13 protein-coding genes are annotated in these 20,267 nt (G+C 74.6%); 9 read left to right on the forward strand and 4 right to left on the reverse strand.

The annotated features are described in order from the left end of the window. The first annotated feature begins 135 nt into the window (after window positions 1–135). The 3 genes from hydA (at window position 136) to ACZ4U4_RS06755 (ending at window position 3,656) form a co-directional block, all read left to right on the forward strand. Window positions 136–1,527 carry a dihydropyrimidinase gene (gene hydA / locus ACZ4U4_RS06745; RefSeq protein ID WP_467869654.1) on the forward strand — a complete coding sequence of 464 codons (1,392 nt, stop codon included), beginning with the start codon at window positions 136–138 and terminating at the stop codon, window positions 1,525–1,527. Between the two features lie 85 nt (window positions 1,528–1,612). Continuing rightward, window positions 1,613–2,377 carry a MerR family transcriptional regulator gene (locus tag ACZ4U4_RS06750; protein ID WP_467869656.1) on the forward strand — a complete coding sequence of 255 codons (765 nt, stop codon included), beginning with the start codon at window positions 1,613–1,615 and terminating at the stop codon, window positions 2,375–2,377. Between the two features lie 277 nt (window positions 2,378–2,654). Next, on the forward strand, window positions 2,655–3,656 hold the full coding sequence (locus ACZ4U4_RS06755; protein WP_467869658.1) for a TIGR03842 family LLM class F420-dependent oxidoreductase: 1,002 nt from the start codon (window positions 2,655–2,657) through the stop codon (window positions 3,654–3,656). A gap of 157 nt (window positions 3,657–3,813) precedes the next feature. Here the strand turns inward: ACZ4U4_RS06755 and ACZ4U4_RS06760 are convergent, their stop codons facing one another. From ACZ4U4_RS06760 to ACZ4U4_RS06770, 3 genes are all read right to left on the reverse strand, one after another. Continuing rightward, window positions 3,814–4,695 carry a hypothetical protein gene (locus tag ACZ4U4_RS06760; protein WP_467869802.1) on the reverse strand — a complete coding sequence of 294 codons (882 nt, stop codon included), beginning with the start codon at window positions 4,693–4,695 and terminating at the stop codon, window positions 3,814–3,816. Further along, window positions 4,695–5,966 (reverse strand): VWA domain-containing protein, encoded by a 1,272-nt coding sequence (locus ACZ4U4_RS06765; protein ID WP_467869660.1) that lies wholly within the window; start codon window positions 5,964–5,966, stop codon window positions 4,695–4,697. The genes ACZ4U4_RS06760 and ACZ4U4_RS06765 overlap by 1 nt, the downstream gene beginning before the upstream one ends. 121 nt (window positions 5,967–6,087) lie before the next feature. Continuing rightward, the gene (locus tag ACZ4U4_RS06770) at window positions 6,088–7,152 is read right to left on the reverse strand and encodes a lipoate--protein ligase family protein (RefSeq protein WP_467869662.1); all 1,065 of its coding nucleotides are present in this window, start codon (window positions 7,150–7,152) and stop codon (window positions 6,088–6,090) included. Between the two features lie 234 nt (window positions 7,153–7,386). On the opposite strand from ACZ4U4_RS06770, the gene ACZ4U4_RS06775 reads away from it, so the two are divergent. The 3 genes from ACZ4U4_RS06775 to ACZ4U4_RS06785 are packed head-to-tail and all read left to right on the forward strand — an operon-like array spanning window position 7,387 to window position 9,839. After that, a complete protein-coding gene (locus ACZ4U4_RS06775; RefSeq protein WP_467869664.1) occupies window positions 7,387–8,337 on the forward strand; it encodes a hypothetical protein in 951 nt (316 codons plus the stop codon). A gap of 19 nt (window positions 8,338–8,356) precedes the next feature. Beyond that, the gene (locus ACZ4U4_RS06780) at window positions 8,357–9,016 is read left to right on the forward strand and encodes a hypothetical protein (RefSeq protein WP_467869666.1); all 660 of its coding nucleotides are present in this window, start codon (window positions 8,357–8,359) and stop codon (window positions 9,014–9,016) included. Then, entirely contained in the window at window positions 8,997–9,839 is an 843-nt protein-coding gene (locus tag ACZ4U4_RS06785; protein ID WP_467869668.1) for an inositol monophosphatase family protein, read from the forward strand. Before ACZ4U4_RS06780 ends, ACZ4U4_RS06785 begins: the two co-directional genes overlap by 20 nt. A 64-nt stretch (window positions 9,840–9,903) precedes the next feature. On the opposite strand, the gene ACZ4U4_RS06790 is transcribed toward ACZ4U4_RS06785, so the two are convergent. Continuing rightward, entirely contained in the window at window positions 9,904–11,025 is a 1,122-nt protein-coding gene (locus tag ACZ4U4_RS06790; protein ID WP_467869804.1) for an ArsB/NhaD family transporter, read from the reverse strand. 304 nt (window positions 11,026–11,329) lie between these two features. Between ACZ4U4_RS06790 and ACZ4U4_RS06795 the strand changes: the two genes are divergently transcribed. The 3 genes from ACZ4U4_RS06795 (at window position 11,330) to ACZ4U4_RS06805 (ending at window position 20,219) form a co-directional block, all read left to right on the forward strand. Then, window positions 11,330–17,149, forward strand: a complete 5,820-nt coding sequence (locus ACZ4U4_RS06795; protein ID WP_467869670.1) for a WD40 domain-containing protein — start codon at window positions 11,330–11,332, stop codon at window positions 17,147–17,149. Window positions 17,150–17,388: 239 nt separating this feature from the next. Then, entirely contained in the window at window positions 17,389–19,209 is a 1,821-nt protein-coding gene (locus ACZ4U4_RS06800; protein WP_467869672.1) for a gamma-glutamyltransferase family protein, read from the forward strand. 110 nt (window positions 19,210–19,319) lie between these two features. Beyond that, entirely contained in the window at window positions 19,320–20,219 is a 900-nt protein-coding gene (locus tag ACZ4U4_RS06805) for an inositol monophosphatase family protein (protein ID WP_467869674.1), read from the forward strand. Window positions 20,220–20,267: the final 48 nt, after the last annotated feature.

A 20,267-nucleotide genomic window follows, 5' to 3' on the forward strand; every position in this document is an offset into this window, starting at 1 on the left:
GCCGCGCGCGGGCACCCGTACGGAAGGAAGCGGACGGGGGCCCGGCGCGGGTCACCGTCCGCGGCACGGGCGGCCGTCCGCGCCGGGCCGCCCGCCGCACGGCACGCAACCGTGGCGCAGTGAGGGAGACCGGACGTGACACGCACTCTCATTACCGGCGGCCTGGTGATCACCGCTTCCGACGAACTCCACGCCGATGTCCTCGTCGAGGGCGGCCGGGTGGTGGCCCTCGCCACCCACGGCAGCCACGACTGGCAGGCCGACCGCGTCATCGACGCCGCACAGAAGTACGTCATCCCCGGCGGCGTCGACGCCCATACCCACATGGAGATGCCGTTCGGCGGCACCCGGGCCTCCGACACCTTCGAGACCGGCACCCTCGCCGCCGCCTGGGGCGGCACCACCACCATCGTCGACTTCGCCATCCAGCCCAAGGGCGGCTCCCTCCAGGAGGGGCTCGACACCTGGCACGCCAAGGCGGACGGCGTCTGCGCGATCGACTACGCCTTCCACATGATCATGTCCGATGTGAACGCCGGCTCCCTGAAGGAGATGGACCGCCTCGTCGAATCCGGCGTCAGCTCCTTCAAGCTCTTCACCGCCTACCCCGGGGTGTTCCTCTCCGACGACGGACAGATCCTCCGCGCCATGCAGCGCGCCGCAGGCAACGGCGCCCTGATGATGACCCACGCGGAGAACGGCCTCGCCATCGACGTCCTCGTCGAACAGGCCCTGGCCCGCGGCGAGCGGGACCCGCGCCACCACGGCGAGGTCCGCAAGGCGCTCCTGGAGGCCGAGGCGACCCACCGCGTCATCAAGCTCGCCCAGGTGGCGGGCGCCCCCGTCTACGTCGTGCACGTCTCGGCGCGCGAGGCCGTCGCCGAGCTGATGCGCGCCCGCGACGAGGGGCTGCCGGTCTACGGCGAGACCTGCCCGCAGTACCTCTTCCTGTCGACCGACAACCTCGCCGAACCGGACTTCGAGGGCGCCAAGTACGTCTGCTCCACCCCGCTGCGCCCGGCCGACCACCAGGAGACCCTCTGGCGGGCGCTGCGCACCAACGACCTCCAGGTGGTCTCCACCGACCACTGCCCGTTCTGCTTCACCGGCCAGAAGGAGCTGGGCCGCGGCGACTTCTCGAAGATCCCCAACGGTATGCCCGGCGTCGAGAACCGCATGGACCTGCTCCACCAGGCCGTCGTCGACGGCCACATCGACCGCCGCCGCTGGATCGAGATCGCCTGCACCGCCCCGGCCCGGATGTTCGGCCTCCACCCCAAGAAGGGCACCATCGCCCCCGGCTCCGACGCCGACCTCGTCATCTACGATCCGCACGCCGAACAGACCCTGTCGGCCGCCACCCACCACATGAACGTCGACTACTCCGCCTACGAGGGGCGCCGGGTGACCGGCCGGGTCGAGACGGTGCTCTCCCGCGGCACCGTGGTGATCGAGAACCGCCACCGGACGGGCCGCGCCGGACACGGCGTCTACGTGCCACGGGGGCTGGGCCACTACGCGGGCTGAGTGCCGCTTGCGGTTGCCGTTGCGTCAACTTCTACGGTCGTGACCAGGGCCGGAGAGACCGGCCCGGCGAGGAAGGGACACCGCCATGACCTGGTCGATCGCCGAGGTCGCCCGGATGAGCGGGGTGACGTCCCGGACGCTGCGGCACTACGACGGCATCGGCCTGCTGCCGCCGGCCGGGACCGGGAGCAACGGCCACCGCCGCTACGGCGAGGCGGAACTCCTGCGGCTCCAGCAGATCCTGCTGATGCGGGAGCTGGGCCTGTCGCTGCGCGAGATCCGGGCGGTGCTGGACAGCCGCGCGGACCGGGCCGCGGTGCTCCGCGAGCACCACACCCGGCTGCTGGCGGAGCGCGACCGGCTGACGACGCTGGCCGACACGGTCGGCCGCACCCTCGCCGCACTGGAGGAAGGCAGGGAACACCCCGACATGAACGGCATCAACCGGCCCGAGAACCTCTTCGAGGGCTTCGAGCACGACCCGGAGACGGACGCCGAGGTCCGCGAGCGCTGGCCGCAGGCGTGGGAGCAGTCCCGGCGCGCCACCGAGGCGATGACCGAGGAGGACACCGAGCGGTGGCAGCGGGAGGCCACGGCCCAGATGATCCGCATGGCGGAGTTCATGGTGGCCGGCACCCCCGTCACCGACCCCGCCGTCCAGGCCGAGACCGACGCCCACCACCGCGGCATCTGCCGCTTCTGGACGCCGAACGCCGAGGCGTACCGCGGCCTGGCGGCGACCTACACCGACGACCCCCGGTTCCGCGCCAACTTCGACCGCATCGCGGAGGGACTGGCCGCCTACCAGCGGGACGCGATGGAGGTGTACGCCGCGGAACGGCTGAGCTGACACCCCGGTGGGTCCGGCGGCCCGGCACCCGGCCGGACCCCGGACCCGCCGGGCCCCGCGACGAGCGCCTCGTACGTCTCCTCGGCGCTCGCCACTTCCGCGCCGGGGCCCGGCGGGCGCGGGGTTCGAAACGCCCCGGTGTGGAAGGATTCCGGCACCGTCCGCGTCGGGCGGCCCGGCGGACCCGCTCCGCACGGTGCCGTCGTGGCACGGCCGCCGGGCCCCGCCCGGCCGGTGCTCCCGGGCCCGCCCGTACGCCGAACAGAAGGAGCGCAGCGTGGACTTCGGAGTCGTTCTGCAGACCGATCCGCCCGCATCGTCCGTGGTGGGGCTGATGCGCCGGGCCGAGCGGAGGGGGTTCCGCTACGGCTGGACCTTCGACTCCGCCGTCCTGTGGCAGGAGCCGTTCGTCATCCACAGCCGCATCCTGGAACATACCGAGCGGCTCATCGTGGGCCCCATGGTCACCAACCCCTCGACCCGCACCCCGGAGGTCACCGCCTCCACCTTCGCCACCCTCAACGACATGTACGGCAACCGCACCGTCTGCGGTATCGGCCGCGGCGACTCCGCGATGCGGGTCGCGGGGCGGCCGCCCAACACCCTGGCCCGGCTGGGCGAGGCGATCGGCGTGATCCGGGACCTCGCCGAGGGCCGCGAGGCCGACGTCGGCGGTCACCGGCTGCGCATCCCCTGGGTCCGGGACGGCCGGCTGCCCGTCTGGATGGGCGCGTACGGCCCCAAGGCGCTGGCCATGGCCGGGCGGCTGGCGGACGGTTTCATCCTCCAGCTCGCCGACCCCTACCTCACCGAATGGATGGTCAAGGCGGTACGCGACGCGGCGGCGGACGCGGGCCGCGACCCGGCCGAGGTGACGGTCTGTGTGGCCGCGCCCGCCTACGTCGGCGACGACCTCGCGCACGCCCGGGAGCAGTGCCGCTGGTTCGGCGGGATGGTCGGCAACCACGTCGCCGACCTCGTCGCCCGGTACGGCGCGCACTCCGGCGCCGTCCCCGAGGAGCTGACCGCGTACATCGAGAAGCGCGCCGGATACGACTACTCCCACCACGGCCGGACCGGCAACCCCGACACCGCGTTCGTGCCGGACGCCGTCGTGGACCGCTTCTGTCTGCTCGGACCGGCCGAGGCGCACATCGAGAAGCTGCAACGGCTGCGGGAGCTGGGCGTCGACCAGTTCGCGCTCTACACCATGCACGACGCGAAGGAAGAGGTCATCGACGCGTACGGGGAGCAGATCATTCCGGCGCTGAACGGCTGAGGCGCCGACCGGCTGAGGGGCCCGGACCCGGCGCGCACGCCCCCGCCGAGCCGCTGGGCGCGCCCGCACCTCGAAGCCCCCCACCGCCCCCGGACACACCACGGGCCCGGCCGAGACGACCGGGCCCGTGGCACGTGCAGGCGCAACCTCCGCCGGATCAGACGCCCGGCGGCACCCGGGACGGGCGGCCGCGGCCGGCGGTGAGGCGGTAGCCGGCGATGCCCGTCAGGGCCGCCGCGACACCGCCCGCCGCCGTCCAGACCCAGCGGTCGGACCACCAGCCGGAGCTCCAGCCGCCGTCCGGCTCGGCCGCTGTCGCCGCAGGGGCCGCGGAGGCCGTCGACGGGCTCGCCGAGGCGCCGTCCGACGCGTCGTCACCGGCCTGATCCTGCGCATCGGAGACCGTCGCCCCCGGGACGAGCGGCGCGGCCAGCGACCCGTCCACGGCATGGGCGCCGCCCGCGTCCTTGACGTCCGCGGTCACCTCGGCGCGCACCGGCAGCCCCAGGTCCTCCTGCGGCTGCTCGGTGGTGGTCAGCCGCAGGTAGTAGCGGCCCGGCAGCGGATCGTCGGACCACGGCTCCGCCCACGCGCGGACGGTCCGCAGGGTGCAGGCCAGCTCCACCGACGTGGCGTCGGCCGCCACCGTCCGCGCCTGCATGCCGTAACGGCACGCCTGACGGCGCCGCAGCCCGTCGTACACGTCGAGCCGCCAGGTGGCCTCGCCGTGCCGCGCCGACTCGGGCAGCTTCACCTTCGCCCGTACCGTCGCGTCCTGCCCCTGGTCGAGGGGGACGGCCCAGTACAGGTAGTCGCCCGTGGAGGCGTCGGCGGTGGCGCGCTGGCCGGGCAGCATCAGGGCGGCCGTACGGAACGCCGTGCCCGCCTCGGTCGGCGCGGGCACCTCACCGTCGGCCCCCGGGCTCGGGGAGCCGTCGGTGGCCGTGGGCGTCGGGTCGTCGGCGAGGGCCGGTGCCGCCGCGGCGAACAGGGAACCGGCGGCGAGCAGCGCCGCCGTCAGGGTGCGCAGGGTCCGCATCAGTTGGTCCTCCAGACGGAGATGCGCCAGCGGGAGATCCAGCCCCACACGAGGCCGCCCACCAGACCGGCCAGGGCGAGGGTGACCAGCAGCCACCAGCCGCGGCCCAGCCCGAAGGCGGCCGGGTCGGCGGCGGCGCGCGGCGCGTCCACCAGGTCGACGGCCAGCTCGACGGGGAGCCCCGGATCCCGCTTGACCGACGCCGGTGCGGAGAAGGAGTTGCTGACCTGGAGGCAGACCGTCTCGGCGGGCGGGGTGTCGCTGCCGTCCGGCGCGTCCTCATCCGGCTTCGGGTAGCGCAGCCCGGTGGAGAGGACGTCGGTGCGCCCGTCGCCCGCCTCCGAGCCGCGGACGATCTCCCGGCCGTGGACCGTCACCGCCCGCAGCAGCACGCCGTAGTCGTTGTCGACGGCCCGGTCCGCGGCGACGCTCACCGAGGTCCGCAGCTCCTGGCCGGGCCGGACGTCGACGCGGTACCAGCGGTGCTCGCCGAAGCGCTCCCGGTCGTTGTAGAGACCGGGCTTCAGCTCGGGCGCCTTCGCGCACTCCGCGGCGCCCTCGGTCGCCACCGGCGTCACCACCGGATCGGCCGCCCGGTCCACCAGCTGGTGCACCCGCTTGCGGAGCTGATCGGTGTGGTGGACGGAGGTGTACGTACCGCCGGTGGCCTCCGCGATGCAGCTGAGCTGCTTACGGGTCTTGGCGTCCGGCAGCAGGCCGAGCGTGTCGACGGTGAGGTGGATGCCCTTGGCGGCGATGTCGCGGGCCACCTCGCAGGGGTCGAGCGGCTGGCAGGTGTCCTCGCCGTCGGTGATCAGGACGATCCGGGCCGAGTCACCGCCCTTGAGGTCGTCGGCGGCGGCGAGCAGCGACGGGCCGATGGGCGTCCAGCCCGTGGGGGCCAGCGTGGCGACCGCGGCCTTCGCGTCGTTCCGGTCGAGCGGGCCGACCGGGTAGAGCAGCTTGGTGTCCTTGCAGCCGACCTGGCGGTCCTCGCCGCGGTAGTTGGCGCCGAGGGTGCGGATGCCCAGCTCGACATCGCCGGGCACCGCGTCCAGCACCTCGTTGAAGGCGGTCTTCGCCGCCGTCATCCGGGTCTGGCCGTCGAGGTCGCGGGCGCGCATGGAGCCGCTGACGTCGAGGACCAGCTCGACCTTCGGGGTGGGCTGCGCGTCCGGCTCACCGGCCGCGGCGGGTGTGGGGAGCAGGCCGACGGCCACCGTGGCGAGCAGGCCGCACACCCCGGCCGCCAGCCGCTTTCTTATGATCATCGACGGATCGTATGGAGGATTCGCCGCCAGAACAAAACGGCCCGTCAGATACCGGACGCGGACCGCCGGACACCGCCACGGCCCGCGGACCGGGCGGCCCGGGGCCCGGCCCGCCCCGCCGCTACGGCACCCGCGCCGTCCACTCCTCGTCGGCGAACTTCGTCCGCACCAGCTCCTCGGCGCGCGCCAGCTCCGCGTCGGTGACCGCGCCGCGGGTCAGGCCGTACCGGTCACGGAACGAACCGATCATCCGCGCGATGACCTCCTCGCGCGCCAGCCCCGTCTGCCGCCGCAGCGGATCGACCCGCTTCTTGGCGCTCTTCGTCCCCTTGTCGGACAGCTTCTCCTTGCCGATGCGCAGCACGTCGAGCATCTTCTCCGCGTCGATGTCGTACGACATGGTGACGTGGTGCAGCACGGCGCCGGGCCCGCCGTCCGGGCCGACCATCCGCTTCTGTGCGGCGCCGGCGACCTTGCCGACCTCGGTGGCGATGTCGTTGAGCGGCTGATACCACGCCCGGATGCCCATGTCGCCGAGGGCGCCGAGGACCCAGTCGTCGAGATAGGCGTAGCTGTCCGCGAACGACAGGCCGGAGACCAGCGCCTCCGGGACGGCCAGGGAGTACGTGATGGTGCTCTGCGGTTCGGCGAACATCGCGCCGCCGCCGGAGATCCGGCGCACGACCGTGACGCCGTGGCGGGCGGTGCCCTCGGCATCGACCTCGTTGCGCAGCGACTGGAAGCTGCCGATGATCACGGCGGGGGAGTCCCACTCCCAGACCCGCAGCGTCGGCGCCCGGCGGCCCGCCGCCACCTCCGCCGTGATGACCTCGTCGAGCGCCATGTGGAGGGCGGGCGGCTGCGGTTGGTCGTGGATGAGCTGCCAGTCGTAGTCGCCCCACTCGGTGGCCTGAGCCAGCGCCCGCCGCACGGCGATGGCGACGCCCTCGGCCGTCAGCCCGAACATCACCGTGTCCTTCGGCAGCGCCGCGGTGATCCGGGCGGCGAGCCCCGCCGCGTCCGTGGTGGCGGGGGCGCCCTCCAGCGCGTTGTCGATCGCGCCGATCGCCTCGTCCGGCTCCAGGAAGAAGTCCCCGGCCACCCGGACGTGCCGCAGCACGCCGCCTTCGACCTCCAGATCCACCACGACGAGCTTGCCGCCGGGAACCTTGTACTCGCCGTGCACCGTGCCGCCTCCGCGCCGCCGTCGGCCGCACCGGCCGAGATCCGTCCTGTTTGTCCCACCGTAACCGAGACCGCCGACAGCCGGGCCCGCTCACCTCCATTCCCCGGCGCCCCCGCCCGGCTCCAGGCCACAGGCGTACGGCGGCAACTCCCCGGCCCCCGGAGGATCTTGGCAGCCCTGGCCAGAGCCGTCCCCCAGCTCCTACGATGCGGGGGAACGGGGAGGGGGAACGACGTGGTGCAGCGTGTGGGACGGGTGGAGTTCGGCGTCGCCTGGGTGATCAGGAACCTCGATGTGCTGATCGCCGTGGGGCTCGGTCTGACCATCGGAATGATGGATGTCTTCGGCGATGTCATCAGCGACGACGTGTCGTCCGGCGCGACGCTGCTGGTGCTCGGCACCCTCGCGGTCGGCTCGATGACGGAGCGGCTGCGCCGCAAGTCCGACATCGAGGAGGCGTCCGCGGACACCCGCCGCGCCCTGGAGGACCTCGCCATGGTCCGCTCCCTGTCGGGCGAGGAGGTCGGCGACGCCCTGGAGCGGGCCCGCGCCCAGACCAACCGCTGGGCCTTCAAGGGCGGCACCGGCACCTATCTGCGCGCCGTGACGCTGCCGCGCTGCGTGGCGACCGCCACCCGCCAGCGCGCCCAGCTCAGCGTCAAGATCGACATCATCAACCCGGCCGACGAGCGCACCTGCGCCGCCTACGCCCGCTTCCGCCAGACCTTCGCCCACCGCCGCAACGACGACACGGCGCACGCCTGGACCGTCGACCGCACCCGCAAGGAGGCGTACGCCACGGTCCTGGCCGCCTGCTGGTACCGCCAGCGGCTCGACACCCTGGAGATCAGCGTCCACCTCTCCTCGGGCGTCCCCACCCTCCGCTTCGACCTCTCCGAGTCCTGCCTGATCATCACCCAGGACGACCCCAACCGCGTCAACCTCCTCGTCCCCCGCGACCGGCCGCTCTACGACTACTACGTCACCGAGCTGCACCAGAGCCGCGAACAGGCCGTCCACCTCAGCCTGCGCGACGCCGCCCCGCTGAGCGACGAGCCCACCGTCGACGAGGTCCGCGCGGTCTTCGACGACGTCGCGCTGCCGCTGCCCTCGGTCTTCGGCGACACCGACGTCGCGGAGATCATCGACAAAGCCCTGCACGCCGAGGACCCCTACCGGAGGTGAGACGCCCCGGGCGCGGCTCATGGACTACGACACGCTCGACCGACTGCTCCGGCCCGGCGCGCCGCACGAGGCGCCGCGCGCCGGTATCACCGGCGTCCTGGAGGACATCGCCCGCGGCAGAAGGCGGCTCCGCGCGGTCCACCACCCGCTCGGCTTCCTCTGCCTGCCGCTGGTCCGCGACGGCGCCCGCGGCGTCTGCGTCCACCTCTTCGGCACCGGCGCCCGCCCCGACCCCACCGCCGCCCCCATGCACGCCCACAGCTGGGAGCTGCGCAGCTACGTCCTCTACGGCCGGGTCGGCAACCTCCCGGTCACCGTGACGGACGCCGCGCAGGCCCCCACCCACCGCATCTTCGAGGTCATCAGCGCCCCCTCCGGCGTCGACGAACTGCGCCCCACCTCCCGCCTGGTGCGCTGCGAGCCGGGCCCCGCCGCCGCCAGCGGCAGCGGGGAGACGTACAGCCTGCCGGCCGGTGAGTTCCACGCCACCGTCGTCACCCGCGACGAGCCCGCCGCCACGCTGGTGCTCGGCCGGTCGCTGCCCGGCCACACCGACCTCTCCCTGGGCCCCCTGCACGGCCGCGGCCACCGTACGGTGCGCCGGCTGTGCGGCGCCGAACACACCGAACGGACCGTCCGCACAGCACTCAGGAGGATCCATGCCGAGCAGCGCGAGTGACCGGGACGCCGCACCGTACGCGCACGAGACGCGGGTGGCCGTCGCCGCCGCCGAGGAGGCCGGGGCGCTGCTGCGCGGCCGCTTCGGCGCGGCGCGGGCGGTGGGCGTGAAGGACGCCGAGGGCGATGTCGTCACCGACCTCGACCTGGCCGCCGAGAAGATCATCCTCGCCCGCCTCCAGACCCACTTCCCGCACGACCGGATCCTGTCCGAGGAGGCCGGTCTCCTCGACGCCGTCGGCCGCCGCACCTGGCTGGTGGACCCGCTCGACGGCAGCAACAACGTCGCGATCGGCCTGACCGCGTACGCCGTCGGCATCGGGCTGTGCGTGGACGGCGCGCCGGTCGTCGGGGTGGTGCACGAACCGGTCACCGGCCGCACCTGGCAGGCGGTCCACGGCCGGGGCGCCACCAGCGGCCCGGACCGGCTGCCAGGACCGTCCGGCGCGGTCCCGCGCAGCGGGCCGGTGGTGGCCTGGACGCAGGGCCACGCGGTGGGCCGGGCCGATCCGGTGGCCGCCGGGCTCCGCGGCCAACTGGAGTGCCGCGCCCGCCGGGTGCTCCAGCTGTGGGCACCGCTGCTGGGCTGGTCCATGCTGGCGCGCGGCGCGATCGACGGGTTCGTCGGCTACCGCGCGGAGGGCATCGACTTCCCCGCGGGCGCGCTGCTGGCCGCCGAGGCGGGCGTGGAGTTCCGCACCCTGAGCGGCGGCCCCTTCACGGTGGACGCCACGGCCCCGGACACCGACCGCAGCTTCGTCGCCGCCCGCGCGGACACCCTCGCGTACCTGCTCGACGTGGTCGGGGAGGCGCGGGCGGCCTGACCGGGCCGCCCACGGGTGGGTGCCGGGACGGCGCCCGGTCACCGGCCTCCGGCGACCGCCCGTCTCACCCCACGGCCAGCGCCGCCGTGGCCGCCAGCGTCGCCGTCACGGCCAGCACGAGGCCCGTGCCCATGAAGCGCCGCAGCGGGACGGCGGTGCCCTGGCCGCGGCACCGTTCGAACCACAGAAGCGTCGCCAGCGAGGCCCACGGGGTGACCAGCGGGCCGACGTTGGTGCCGATCAGCAGCGCCAGCAGCTGATGGTGGTTGCCGACCGGCACCGCCGCCTCGCCCGCCATGTAGACCGGCAGATTGTTGAGGACGTTGGACAGCCCCGCGCCGACCCCCGCCGAGCGGAGCATGCCGAGCAGCCCGCCGTCCGGCCCGATCGCGGCGGTCAGCAGCGTGTGCAGCCCGTGCGCGTTGACCGTCTCGACGACCAGGAACATCCCCGGCACCAGCACCAGCAGCCGCCACGGCACCAGCGACCACCGCAGCTCGGCCGGGCGCCGCAGCGCGAACGCCACGACCACGATCAGCATCGTCGTCAACGACGCCGACCACAGCGGCACATCCGCGACGAGGATCGCCACCAGGAACCCGGCACAGGCCAGCGCACACACCCGGAACAGCACCGGATCGGCCGGCGCCTTCGGCCCGGGCGGGACGTACGTGTCCGAGCCGCGCCGCCCGCGCCGCCAGTAGAAACCCCACAGGCACACCGTCGTCACGGCGATGGCGGCCAGCTGGGGCAGGCCCATCGTCGCCGCCATCTGTGTGGGGGAGAGGCCGACCCGGTCCGACGCCAGCAGGTTCGTCAGGTTCGACACCGGCAGCAGCAGGCTCGCGGTGTTCGCCAGCCAGACCGTGGTCATCGCCAGCGGCACCGGCGCGATACCGACCCGGCCGGCCAGCGCCAGCATCACCGGCGTCAGCAGCACCGCCGTGGTGTCGAGGTTCAGCGCGATGGTGGTGACGGAGGCGAAGAGCACACACAGCCCGAAGAGCCGCGGATAGCTGCCCCGGCCGGTCCGCGCCACCCAGGACGCCACCGCGTCGAACACCTCGGCCCGGCCGGTCAGTTCGGCCATCACGATCACCGTGGCGAGGAACGCCAGCAGCGGCCCGATGCGCGCCATCGCCTCCCCGGCCGGCGCGGTCGGCAGCAGCCCCGTGGCCACACACATCAGACCGCAGGCGAGCAGCCCGGCGGCGAGCCAGTCCAGGGGATGCAGACGTTTGAGGAAGCGCACGCCCGACAGCGTCGCACACACGGCCGGACGGAACGGGGGAGAGGGAAGGATCAAGCGCCCCGGCGGAAGGCTCCGGCGCCCGCCGCCCCGCCCCGCACGCCGGAGCCCGGCGCCGCCCGGACGGCGGCCCGCCGCACGCCCGCCCACCGCGACCCGATCCCGCCCACGGCCCGCCATCCGCACAGGTGATCCCGTCGAACCCCCTGCCCCGCCACCCCCGACCTCCTACGATGGGGCCATGGTGACAGACGGGGAACTGCTCGGCCGCACGCGTGACTTGGACTTCTTCATCAGCTATTCGCCCGCCGACGAGCAATGGGCGTCCTGGATCGCGTGGACCCTGGAGGAGGCCGGGTACCGCACCGTCATCCAGGCGTGGGACTTCGTCGCCGGGACCAACTTCATCGACTTCATGGACCGCGGCGTCAGCGAATCCGTCGCCGTCATCGCCGTCCTCTCCGGCCACTACGGCCGCTCCACCTACGGCCGCATGGAGTGGCAGGCCGCACTCCGCGCCGAACCGGAGCAGCCCGAGCGCAAACTGCTCACCGTCCGCGTCGAGGACATCCCGATCGAGGGCCTGCTCGCCACCATCACCTACGTCGACCTCGTCGGCGTCACCGACCCGGCGACCGCCCGGAGCATGCTCCTCACCCGCGTCGGCCAGGCCGTCGAGGGCCACGCCCGCCCCGGCCACAGCCCCGGCTACCCCGGCTCCCTCTCCGCCACCGGCTCCTTCCAGCTGCCCGCCCCCGCCACCGCAGGTGACGACCGGCAGCGCCCGCTCGGCCGCACCGGCTGGTCCGGCCGCCGCCGCCCGGCCCGCGCCCCGCAGTACCCGCAGTCCCCCGGCCCGGCCCGCGACCAGGGCGCGCTCACGGTGCTCCATCTCGCCGGTCCCGACTTCGGCCGCGGCCGCGAACCGGACGCGCTGCGCCGGGAGATCCGCGGCGACCTCGTCGAGCTGAAGGACGCCGGGGCGCCCTCGCCCGACCTCCTCGTCGTCACCGGCGACCTCACCGCCTCCGGCAGCCCCCGCGAGTGCGACCAGGCCCTCAGCTTCCTCACCGGACTCCGCTCCCAGCTCGACCTGCCGCCGCAGCGCGTCGTCGTCCTCCCCGGCAACCAGGACGTCAGCCAGGCCGCCTGCCGCGGCTACTTCCACACCTGCGAGGCGGACGAGATCCCGCCGCAGCCCCCGTACTGGCCCAAGTGGCGCCACTACACCCGCCTCTTCCGCGGCCTCTACGAGGGCCTGGACACCGTCTTCGACAGCGACCAGCCCTGGACCCTCTTCCCGGTCCCCGAACTCCACACCGTCGTCGCCGGGTTCAACTCCTCCATCGCCTCCAGCCACCGCCCCGAGGACCAGTACGGCTTCCTCGGCCGCGACCAGGCCACCTGGTTCGCCGAGGCGCTGCGCGGCTACGAGGAGGAGGGCTGGCTGCGGATCGGCGCGCTCCGCCATCCGCTCACCGGCCGCCGCCGCCCCCAGGACGCCCCCGGCGGCCCCGGCATCCTCCGCGACGTCGACACCTTCACCCGGCTCGCCGCGCCCCGCCTCCACTTCGTCCTGCACGGCCCCAGCGGCGGCCCCCGCACCACCGGCGGCGAGCCCTCCCACGACCACCTCCCGCTCCAGAACGGCGCGCTGCCGCTGTACGGTTCCGCCGCCCCCGCCGGGTTCGAGCTGCTGCACGTCACCGCCGACGGCGTCACCCGCTGGACCGGCGAGGGCGGCACCGAACCGACCGTCTTCCCGGTCAGCTGGCAGGGCGCCGGCCGGCTCTTCGCCCCGGCCGGGGAGCCCGCCGGTCCGCCGACCGCCGCGCCGCCCGCCGACCCCCGCGCCGTCGACGAGCCCGCCGACTCCCTCGCCGAACGCGTCAAGGAGGTCTGCCGGGCCCGCCAGGAAGGCGTCCGCTTGCGCGACGTCCCCCGCGCCACCGCCGACGACCTCACCCAGATCATGGTCACCTGGAGCGACGAGGGCGTCATCCGCCAGCAGCGCATCGCCGTCCACCCCGGCACCCCCACCGACGCCGAACTCGACCGCTTCCTCGCCCAGGCGCACGCCACCGACACCGGCTCCGACGCCGAACTGGTCCACGACGGGCCGCCGCCCGAGCCGTCGCTGCGCGAACGCGCCGGGCGCCGCGGCATCCGCGTCCGCAGCTTCCTCGAATTCCAGGGCCTGCTCGACCTGCGCACCTACGTCACCGCCCAGACCGCCCGGCTCAGCAACGACGACCGCTACGCCCCCGACCTCTACCTCCCGCAGCGCTACCGCGACGCCGAACGCCCCGACAGCGACGAACGCGACCACCTCGTCGAGGAGATGCTCCGGCTCCTGGAGACCGACCACGGCCGCTTCCTGCTGCTCCTCGGCGACTTCGGACACGGCAAGACCTTCGCCCTGCGCGAGCTGGCCCGCCGCATCCCCGAACGCCTCCCGCACCTCACCCCGATCCTCATCCCGCTGCACACCCTCGACCGCGCCCACAGCCTCGAAGGGCTCGTCGCCGCCCACCTCGCCGGCCACGACGTCGACACCATCGACCTGCGCGCCCTGCGCTACATGCTCGGCCAGGGCCGCGTCGTCCTCCTCTTCGACGGCTTCGACGAACTCGTCAACCGCGTCAGCTACGACCGCGCCGCCGACCACCTCCAGGTGCTCCTCAACGCCGCCGTCGACAACGCCAAGATCGTGGTCAGCAGCCGCACCCAGCACTTCAAGTCCCAGGACCAGGTCCTCACCGCGCTCGGCGAACGCGTCGGACTCCTCTCCCAGCGCCGCATCCTCGCCGTCGAGGGCTTCGTCCCCGAGCAGATCCGCGCCTACCTCGTCAACCGCTACGGCGACGAGGAGACCGCCGCCCGCCGCTTCGAGCTCCTCACCAACATCCCCGACCTGCTCGCCCTGTGCGCCAACCCCCGGCTGCTGAGCTTCGTCGCCGACCTCGACCCCGACCAGCTGCACGCCGTCGCGGGCGCCGGCCGCGCCCTGAGCCCCGCCCGCCTCTACGAGGACGTCTTCACCGCCTGGCTCGCTCACGAGGAGCGCCGCGGCCAGGGCGGCCCCGGCGCTGCGCCCGGCCTCACCCTCGACCACCTCTGGGCCGCGGTCGCCGCCCTCGCCCGCCGCCTGTGGGAGACCGGCCGCAGCGCCCTCCACCTCGACGAGCTGACCGACACCGTCGCCACCGCCCTCGCGGGGCTCGCCGGGACCACCCTCACCACCCAGGAGAGCGCCCAGGCGGTCGGCGCCGGATCCCTGCTGATCCGCACCGACGACGGCCTGTTCCAGTTCATCCACGGCTCCGTCGTCGAATGGCTGATCGCCCGCGAGGCCGCCGACCGCCTCGCCGACGGCGACAGCGCCCTGCTCGCCACCCGCCCGCTGAGCGCCCTGGCCGTCGAGTTCTTCTGCGACCTCGCCGACCACGACCTGTCCACCGCCTGGGTCCGCACCGTCCTCAACGCCCCCGGGCCCGGCGTCAGCGACGCGGCGCGCGCCAACGCCGTCCGCGTCATCGACCGGCTCCGCGTCCCGGCCGGCGCCGATCTGCGCGCCGCCCGCCTCTCCGGCGAGGACCTCTCGGGACGCGACTTCTCCGGCGTCGACCTCACCGGCGCCGACCTCACCGACACCCGCCTCATCGGCGCCAACCTCTCCGGCGCCGTGCTGCGCGACGCCCGCCTCAACGGCGCCCGCCTCGACCACGCCGACCTCTCCGGCGCCGACGTCACCGGCGCCGATCTGCGCGGCGCCCGGCTGACCCGCGCCGATCTGCGCGGCGCCGTCCTGGCCCGCAGCCGCTGGCACCGCGCGGCCCTCATCGACCCGCTCCTCGACCCGCAGGTCCGCGCCGCCCCCGAACTGCGCACCGCCTCCGTCGCCCCCGGCATGCCCGTCGAGGTCGGCTACCGCCCCGCCGCCGTCGGCGTCCCGTACGGCTTCGACATGCGCACCAGCCGGCTGCCCGAACCCCTCTCGTACAGCCCCGAGGGCGAACTCCTCGCGGTGGGCAGCGAGGACGGCGGGGTGCTGGTCTGCGCCGCCGACACCGGGCGTGCCCTGCGCACCCTGCACGGCCACGAAGGCCGGGTGTACGCCGTGAAGTTCCGCTCCAGGGTCCTCGCGACCGGCGGCGCCGACGGCACCGTCCGGCTGTGGGACCCGGTCTCCGGACGCCAGCTGCACCGGCTGGACATCCACCCCGGCGGCGTCTGGCCGGTCTCCCTCGACGACGCCGGCACCCTCCTCGCCACCGGCGACGCGGACGGCCTGGTCACCCTCTGGGACACCGCCACCGGCGAGCCGCTCCAGCAGCTGCCCGGCCACGCCGCGCCCGTCTACACCGCGGTCTTCAGCGCCGACGCCCGCACCCTCGTCACCGGGGACGCCGCCGCGAACCTCCGCATCTGGGACACCCGTACGGGAGAGTGCACCGGCACCCTCGACGGCCATGAACACGCGGTGTTCCGGGCCCGGTTCAGCCCCGACGGCACGCTGCTGGCCACCGGTGACCACGGCGCCGGCGGCCAGGGCACGGTCCGCGTCTGGGATCTGGCCGAGCGCCGGCTGCTGCACACCTTCACCGGCCACACCGGCCGCGTCTACACCCTCGACTTCCACCCCGAGGGAAACCTCCTGGTCAGCGGCGACACCGACGGACAGGTACGGCTCTGGGACCCGGTCGTCGGCGCGCCCGCGGGTGCCCTGGAGCGGTGCACCGGAGCGGTCTACCAGGTGATGTTCGGCAACGGCGGACGGCTCCTGGCGGCCTGCGACAGCGACGGCACCGTCCGGCTGTGGCGGGTCGCGCTGAGCGGCGGCCACCGCGCCATCAGCCTGCTGCGGCAGCAACCCGTCGAGCACCGCGGCTCCGCCTGGGCCTGCCGGTTCCGCCCGCAGGGCAGCCAGCTGGTGACCGTCGGCAACGACGGCGGCGCGCAGATCTGGGACGCCGACACCGGTCAGGGCCAGCGGATCCTGCGCGGCCACGGCCGCCGGGTCAACACCGTCGCCTTCAGCGCCGACGGCGCCCGCCTCGCCACCAGCGGCAACGACGGCATAGTGCGCCTGTGGGACGCCCGCACCGGCCGTCGCACCGCCGAACTCACCGGCCACGGCGACCGGTTGATCTCCGGCGTCTTCAGCCCCGCCGGTCCGATCCTGGGCACCGCCAGCAACGACGGCGACGTCTACCTCTGGAACGCCGTGACCGGCGAGTATCTCCGCGAGATCGACGTGGAGACCGACCACACCTGGGCCGAGGCGTTCAGCGCCGACGGCACCCTGCTCGCCACCGCCAACGACGACGACTCCGTCCGCCTGTGGTGGCGCGCCACCGGCGCCCACATCGCCACCCTCGCCGACCACCGGGGCCGGGTGCGGTCGATCGCCTTCCGCGGCGATGGCGCGGCGCTCGCCACCGGCTGCGACGACGGACGGGTCCGCCTCTGGGAGCAGGACAGCGGCCGGATGACCGCCGAACTCGACGGCCACGCCGACCGCGTCTACGCCGTCACCTTCGGCTCCGACGGCGACTGGCTGGCCAGCGCCTCCTGGGACGGCACCGCCCTCATCTGGCGCGACGGCGCACCCCGCCACGTCCTCACCGGCCACCACGGCCGTCTCTGGGCGGCCGTCGCCCACCCCCGGCTGCCGCTGCTCGCCACCGCCGGTGACGACCGCGTCATCTGCCTCTGGGACGCCCGCACCGGCACCCGCGTCGCCCGCCTCACCGGCCACACCGGCCGCATCTTCTCCCTCGCCTTCAGCCCCGACGGCACCCGCCTGGCCAGCGGCGGCGAGGACGGCACGGTCCGCCTGTGGAACGTCCCCGCACCGGACGGCCCGCCCACCCCGCACGCCACGCTCCTCGGCGTCCCCGGCGGCTGGGCGGCGCTGACCCCCGAGGGCGGCTACAAGTACGAGGGCGAGGTCACCGGCGAGTTCTGGCACGTCGTCGGCATGGCCCGCTTCACCCCGGGCGAGCTGGACGCCTATCTGCCGGGCGTCCACCGGCTGCCGCTCGACGCGGAGTTGTGAGGGCGGGGCCGGGCGTTCCGGGGACCGGCCCCCTGCGTGCGGTGCGCCGGGGCTCTGCCGTCCCGCCGTGATGATCACTACCGGGTCGGGGGGATCCGGGGCGGGAGCGCACGGGCCCGACCCGGCACGCCCCCCATTGCGTCCCGCGCGCCCCGTGCGGTCTGCTGGCTGCGTCGATCATCCGCCCGGGCCGGTCCCCGTCCGGCCCGGCGGCCCTGCGCGCCCCGAGGAGTCCGCCCGTGTTCACCACCCGCCCCACCCTCCAAGGCACCTTCGGGATGGCCGCCACCACCCACTGGCTGGCGTCCCAGTCCGCCATGGCGGTGCTGGAGGACGGCGGCAACGCCTTCGACGCGGCCGTCGCCGCCGGGTTCGTCCTGCACGTCGTCGAACCGCATCTGAACGGCCCGGCGGGTGAGGTGCCGATCCTCCTCGCCCCGGCGGGCGGCCCCGTCCAGGTCCTGTGCGGCCAGGGCCCCGCGCCCGCCGGGGCGAGCATCGCCCACTACACCGGCCTCGGCCTCGACCTGGTCCCCGGCACCGGCCCGCTCGCCGCCGCCGTGCCCGGCGCCTTCGACGCCTGGATGCTGCTCCTGCGCGACCACGGCACCAAGCGCCTCGCCGACGTCCTGCGGTACGCCATCGGGTACGCCGAACACGGCCACCCCGCCGTCGAGCGGATCGGCGAGACCGTCGCCACCGTCCGCGAGCTGTTCACCACCGAGTGGACCACCTCCGCCGCGCTGTATCTGCCCGACGGCCGCCCCGTCGCCCCGGGCGCCCTGCTCCGCAACCGCCCGCTGGCCGCCACCTGGCGGCGGCTGACCGCCGAGGCGGAGGCCGCAGGTTCCGGCCGCGAGACACAGATCGACGCGGCCCGCCGTATCTGGCGCGAGGGCTTCATCGCCGACGCCCTCGCCGACTTCGCCGCCCGCCCCGCCATGGACACCTCCGGCGCCCGCCATGCGGGGACCCTCACCGGCGCCGACCTCGCCGCCTACGCCGCCACCTACGAGACGCCGGTCACCCACGACTGGAACGGCTGGACCGTCGCCAAGGCCGGCCCCTGGTCGCAGGGCCCCGCCTTCCTCCAGCAACTCGCCCTGCTGCCCGACACCCTGCCGCCCTACGGGAGCGCCGCGTACGTCCACACCCTGATCGAGGGCTGCAAACTCGCGATGGCCGACCGCGAGGCGTGGTACGGCGACGCCGCCGAGGTCCCCGTCGCCACGCTCCTCGGCGACGCCTACAACGCCGCCCGCCGCACCCTGATCACCGGCACCGCCAGCCATGAGCTGCGGCCCGGCAGCCCCGACGGCCGCGCCCCGCGGCTCGCCCGCCACGCCCTCGCCGCCGCGGACACCGCCGGGGCCGCCTGGTCCCCGGGCGCCGGCGAACCGACCGTCGGCACCGGTCTGCCCGCCGCCGACCCGGTGACCGGCCCGGACGGCGCCACCCGGGGCGACACCTGCCACCTCGACATCGCCGACCGCTGGGGCAACCTCGTCTCCGCCACCCCCTCCGGCGGCTGGCTCCAGTCCAACCCGGTCGTCCCCGGCCTCGGCTTCCCGCTCGGCACCCGCCTCCAGATGACCTGGCTGGAGGAGGGACTGCCGGGCAGCCTCACCCCGGGGCGCCGCCCCCGCACCACGCTGACGCCGTCGATGGCGCTCCGCGACGGCGTGCCCGTCATGGCGTTCGGCACCCCGGGCGGCGATCAGCAGGACCAGTGGCAGGTCCACTTCTTCCTCGCCGTGGCGCTGCGCGAACAGGTCCGCGCAGGGCTCGACCTCCAGGGCGCCATCGACGCCCCGAACTGGCACAACGACTCCTTTCCCGGCTCCTTCCACCCCCGCACCATGCGGCCCGGCGCGGTCACCGTCGAGTCCCGGATCGGCCCGGACGTCATCGACGGACTGCGCCGCCGCGGCCACCACGTCACCGTCGGCGGCCCCTGGTCGGAGGGGCGGCTCTGCGCCGTGGCCCGCGATCCGGAGACCGGGGTGCTCTCGGCCGCCGCGAACCCGCGCGGCATGCAGGGCTACGCGGTCGGACGCTGAGCGATCCGCAGGTCACGGGCGGTTCCCGGCACCCGCCCGTGGCCTGCGGCGCACCTGGAATTCACCTCGGGTCCGGCTGCCGTGTCAGTGGGGCGTGGTTCGATGGACGCATGATCGAAGCAGTCGATAACCGTAATCCGGGAGATATCGCACACCACACCGCCGCCCCGGCCCCCCGGCCGCAGGCCGCCGTCCCGACGCCCGAGGAAGCCGCCGCCGTCGAGGACGCGATACGCCGCGCCGCGGCCGAGGAGATCCTGCCGCGCTTCCGGCAGCTCGCCACCGAGGACGTCGTGGAGAAGAACGGCCCGCACGACCTCGTCACCACCGCCGACCGCCGCGCCGAGGAACAGCTCACCGCCGCCCTCGCCGCGCTGCTGCCCGGCTCCGTGGTCGTCGGCGAGGAGGCCGTCCACGCCGACCCGTCCGTCCTCGACGCGCTGAGCGGCGACGCCCCCGTCTGGATCGTGGACCCGGTCGACGGCACCCGTCAGTTCGTCCACGGCGACCCCGGCTTCGCCACCCTCGTCGCCCTCGCCCACCACGGCGAGGTGCTCGCCTCCTGGACGTACGCACCGGCGCTCGGCCTGATGGCGGTCGCCCGCCGCGGCCACGGCGCCACGCTCAACGGCGCGCCGCTCGTCCCGCACCCCGCCGTCCCCGGCGCCGCCCTCGAAGTCGCCATCTCCCACTACGACTTCACCACCGACGACCAGAAGCGGGTGCTCGGCGCCCTCGACGCCGAAGGTGTCGCCCCGCGCCCCTGCGGCTCGGCCGGTCTGGAGTATCTGCGCATCGCCCGCGGTGAGATAGCGGCGACCGCCTTCAGCTGGGAGAACGCCTGGGACCACGCCGCCGGGCTGCTCCTCGTCCAGGAGACGGGCGGCACCGACGCCACCGTCGCCGGTGTGCCGTTCGCGCTGGCCGGGGGCAACGCCCTGCCCTTCACCGCGGCACGGGACACCGAGGTGGCCCGGCGTATCCTCGGACTGCTGGCAGCCGCCAACTGACCCCCGCGGCGGCGGGGGCCGACACGAGGGAGTGGCACAGGTGCCGAG

It is taken from the genome of Streptomyces sp. NPDC029159, from assembly GCF_055564055.1.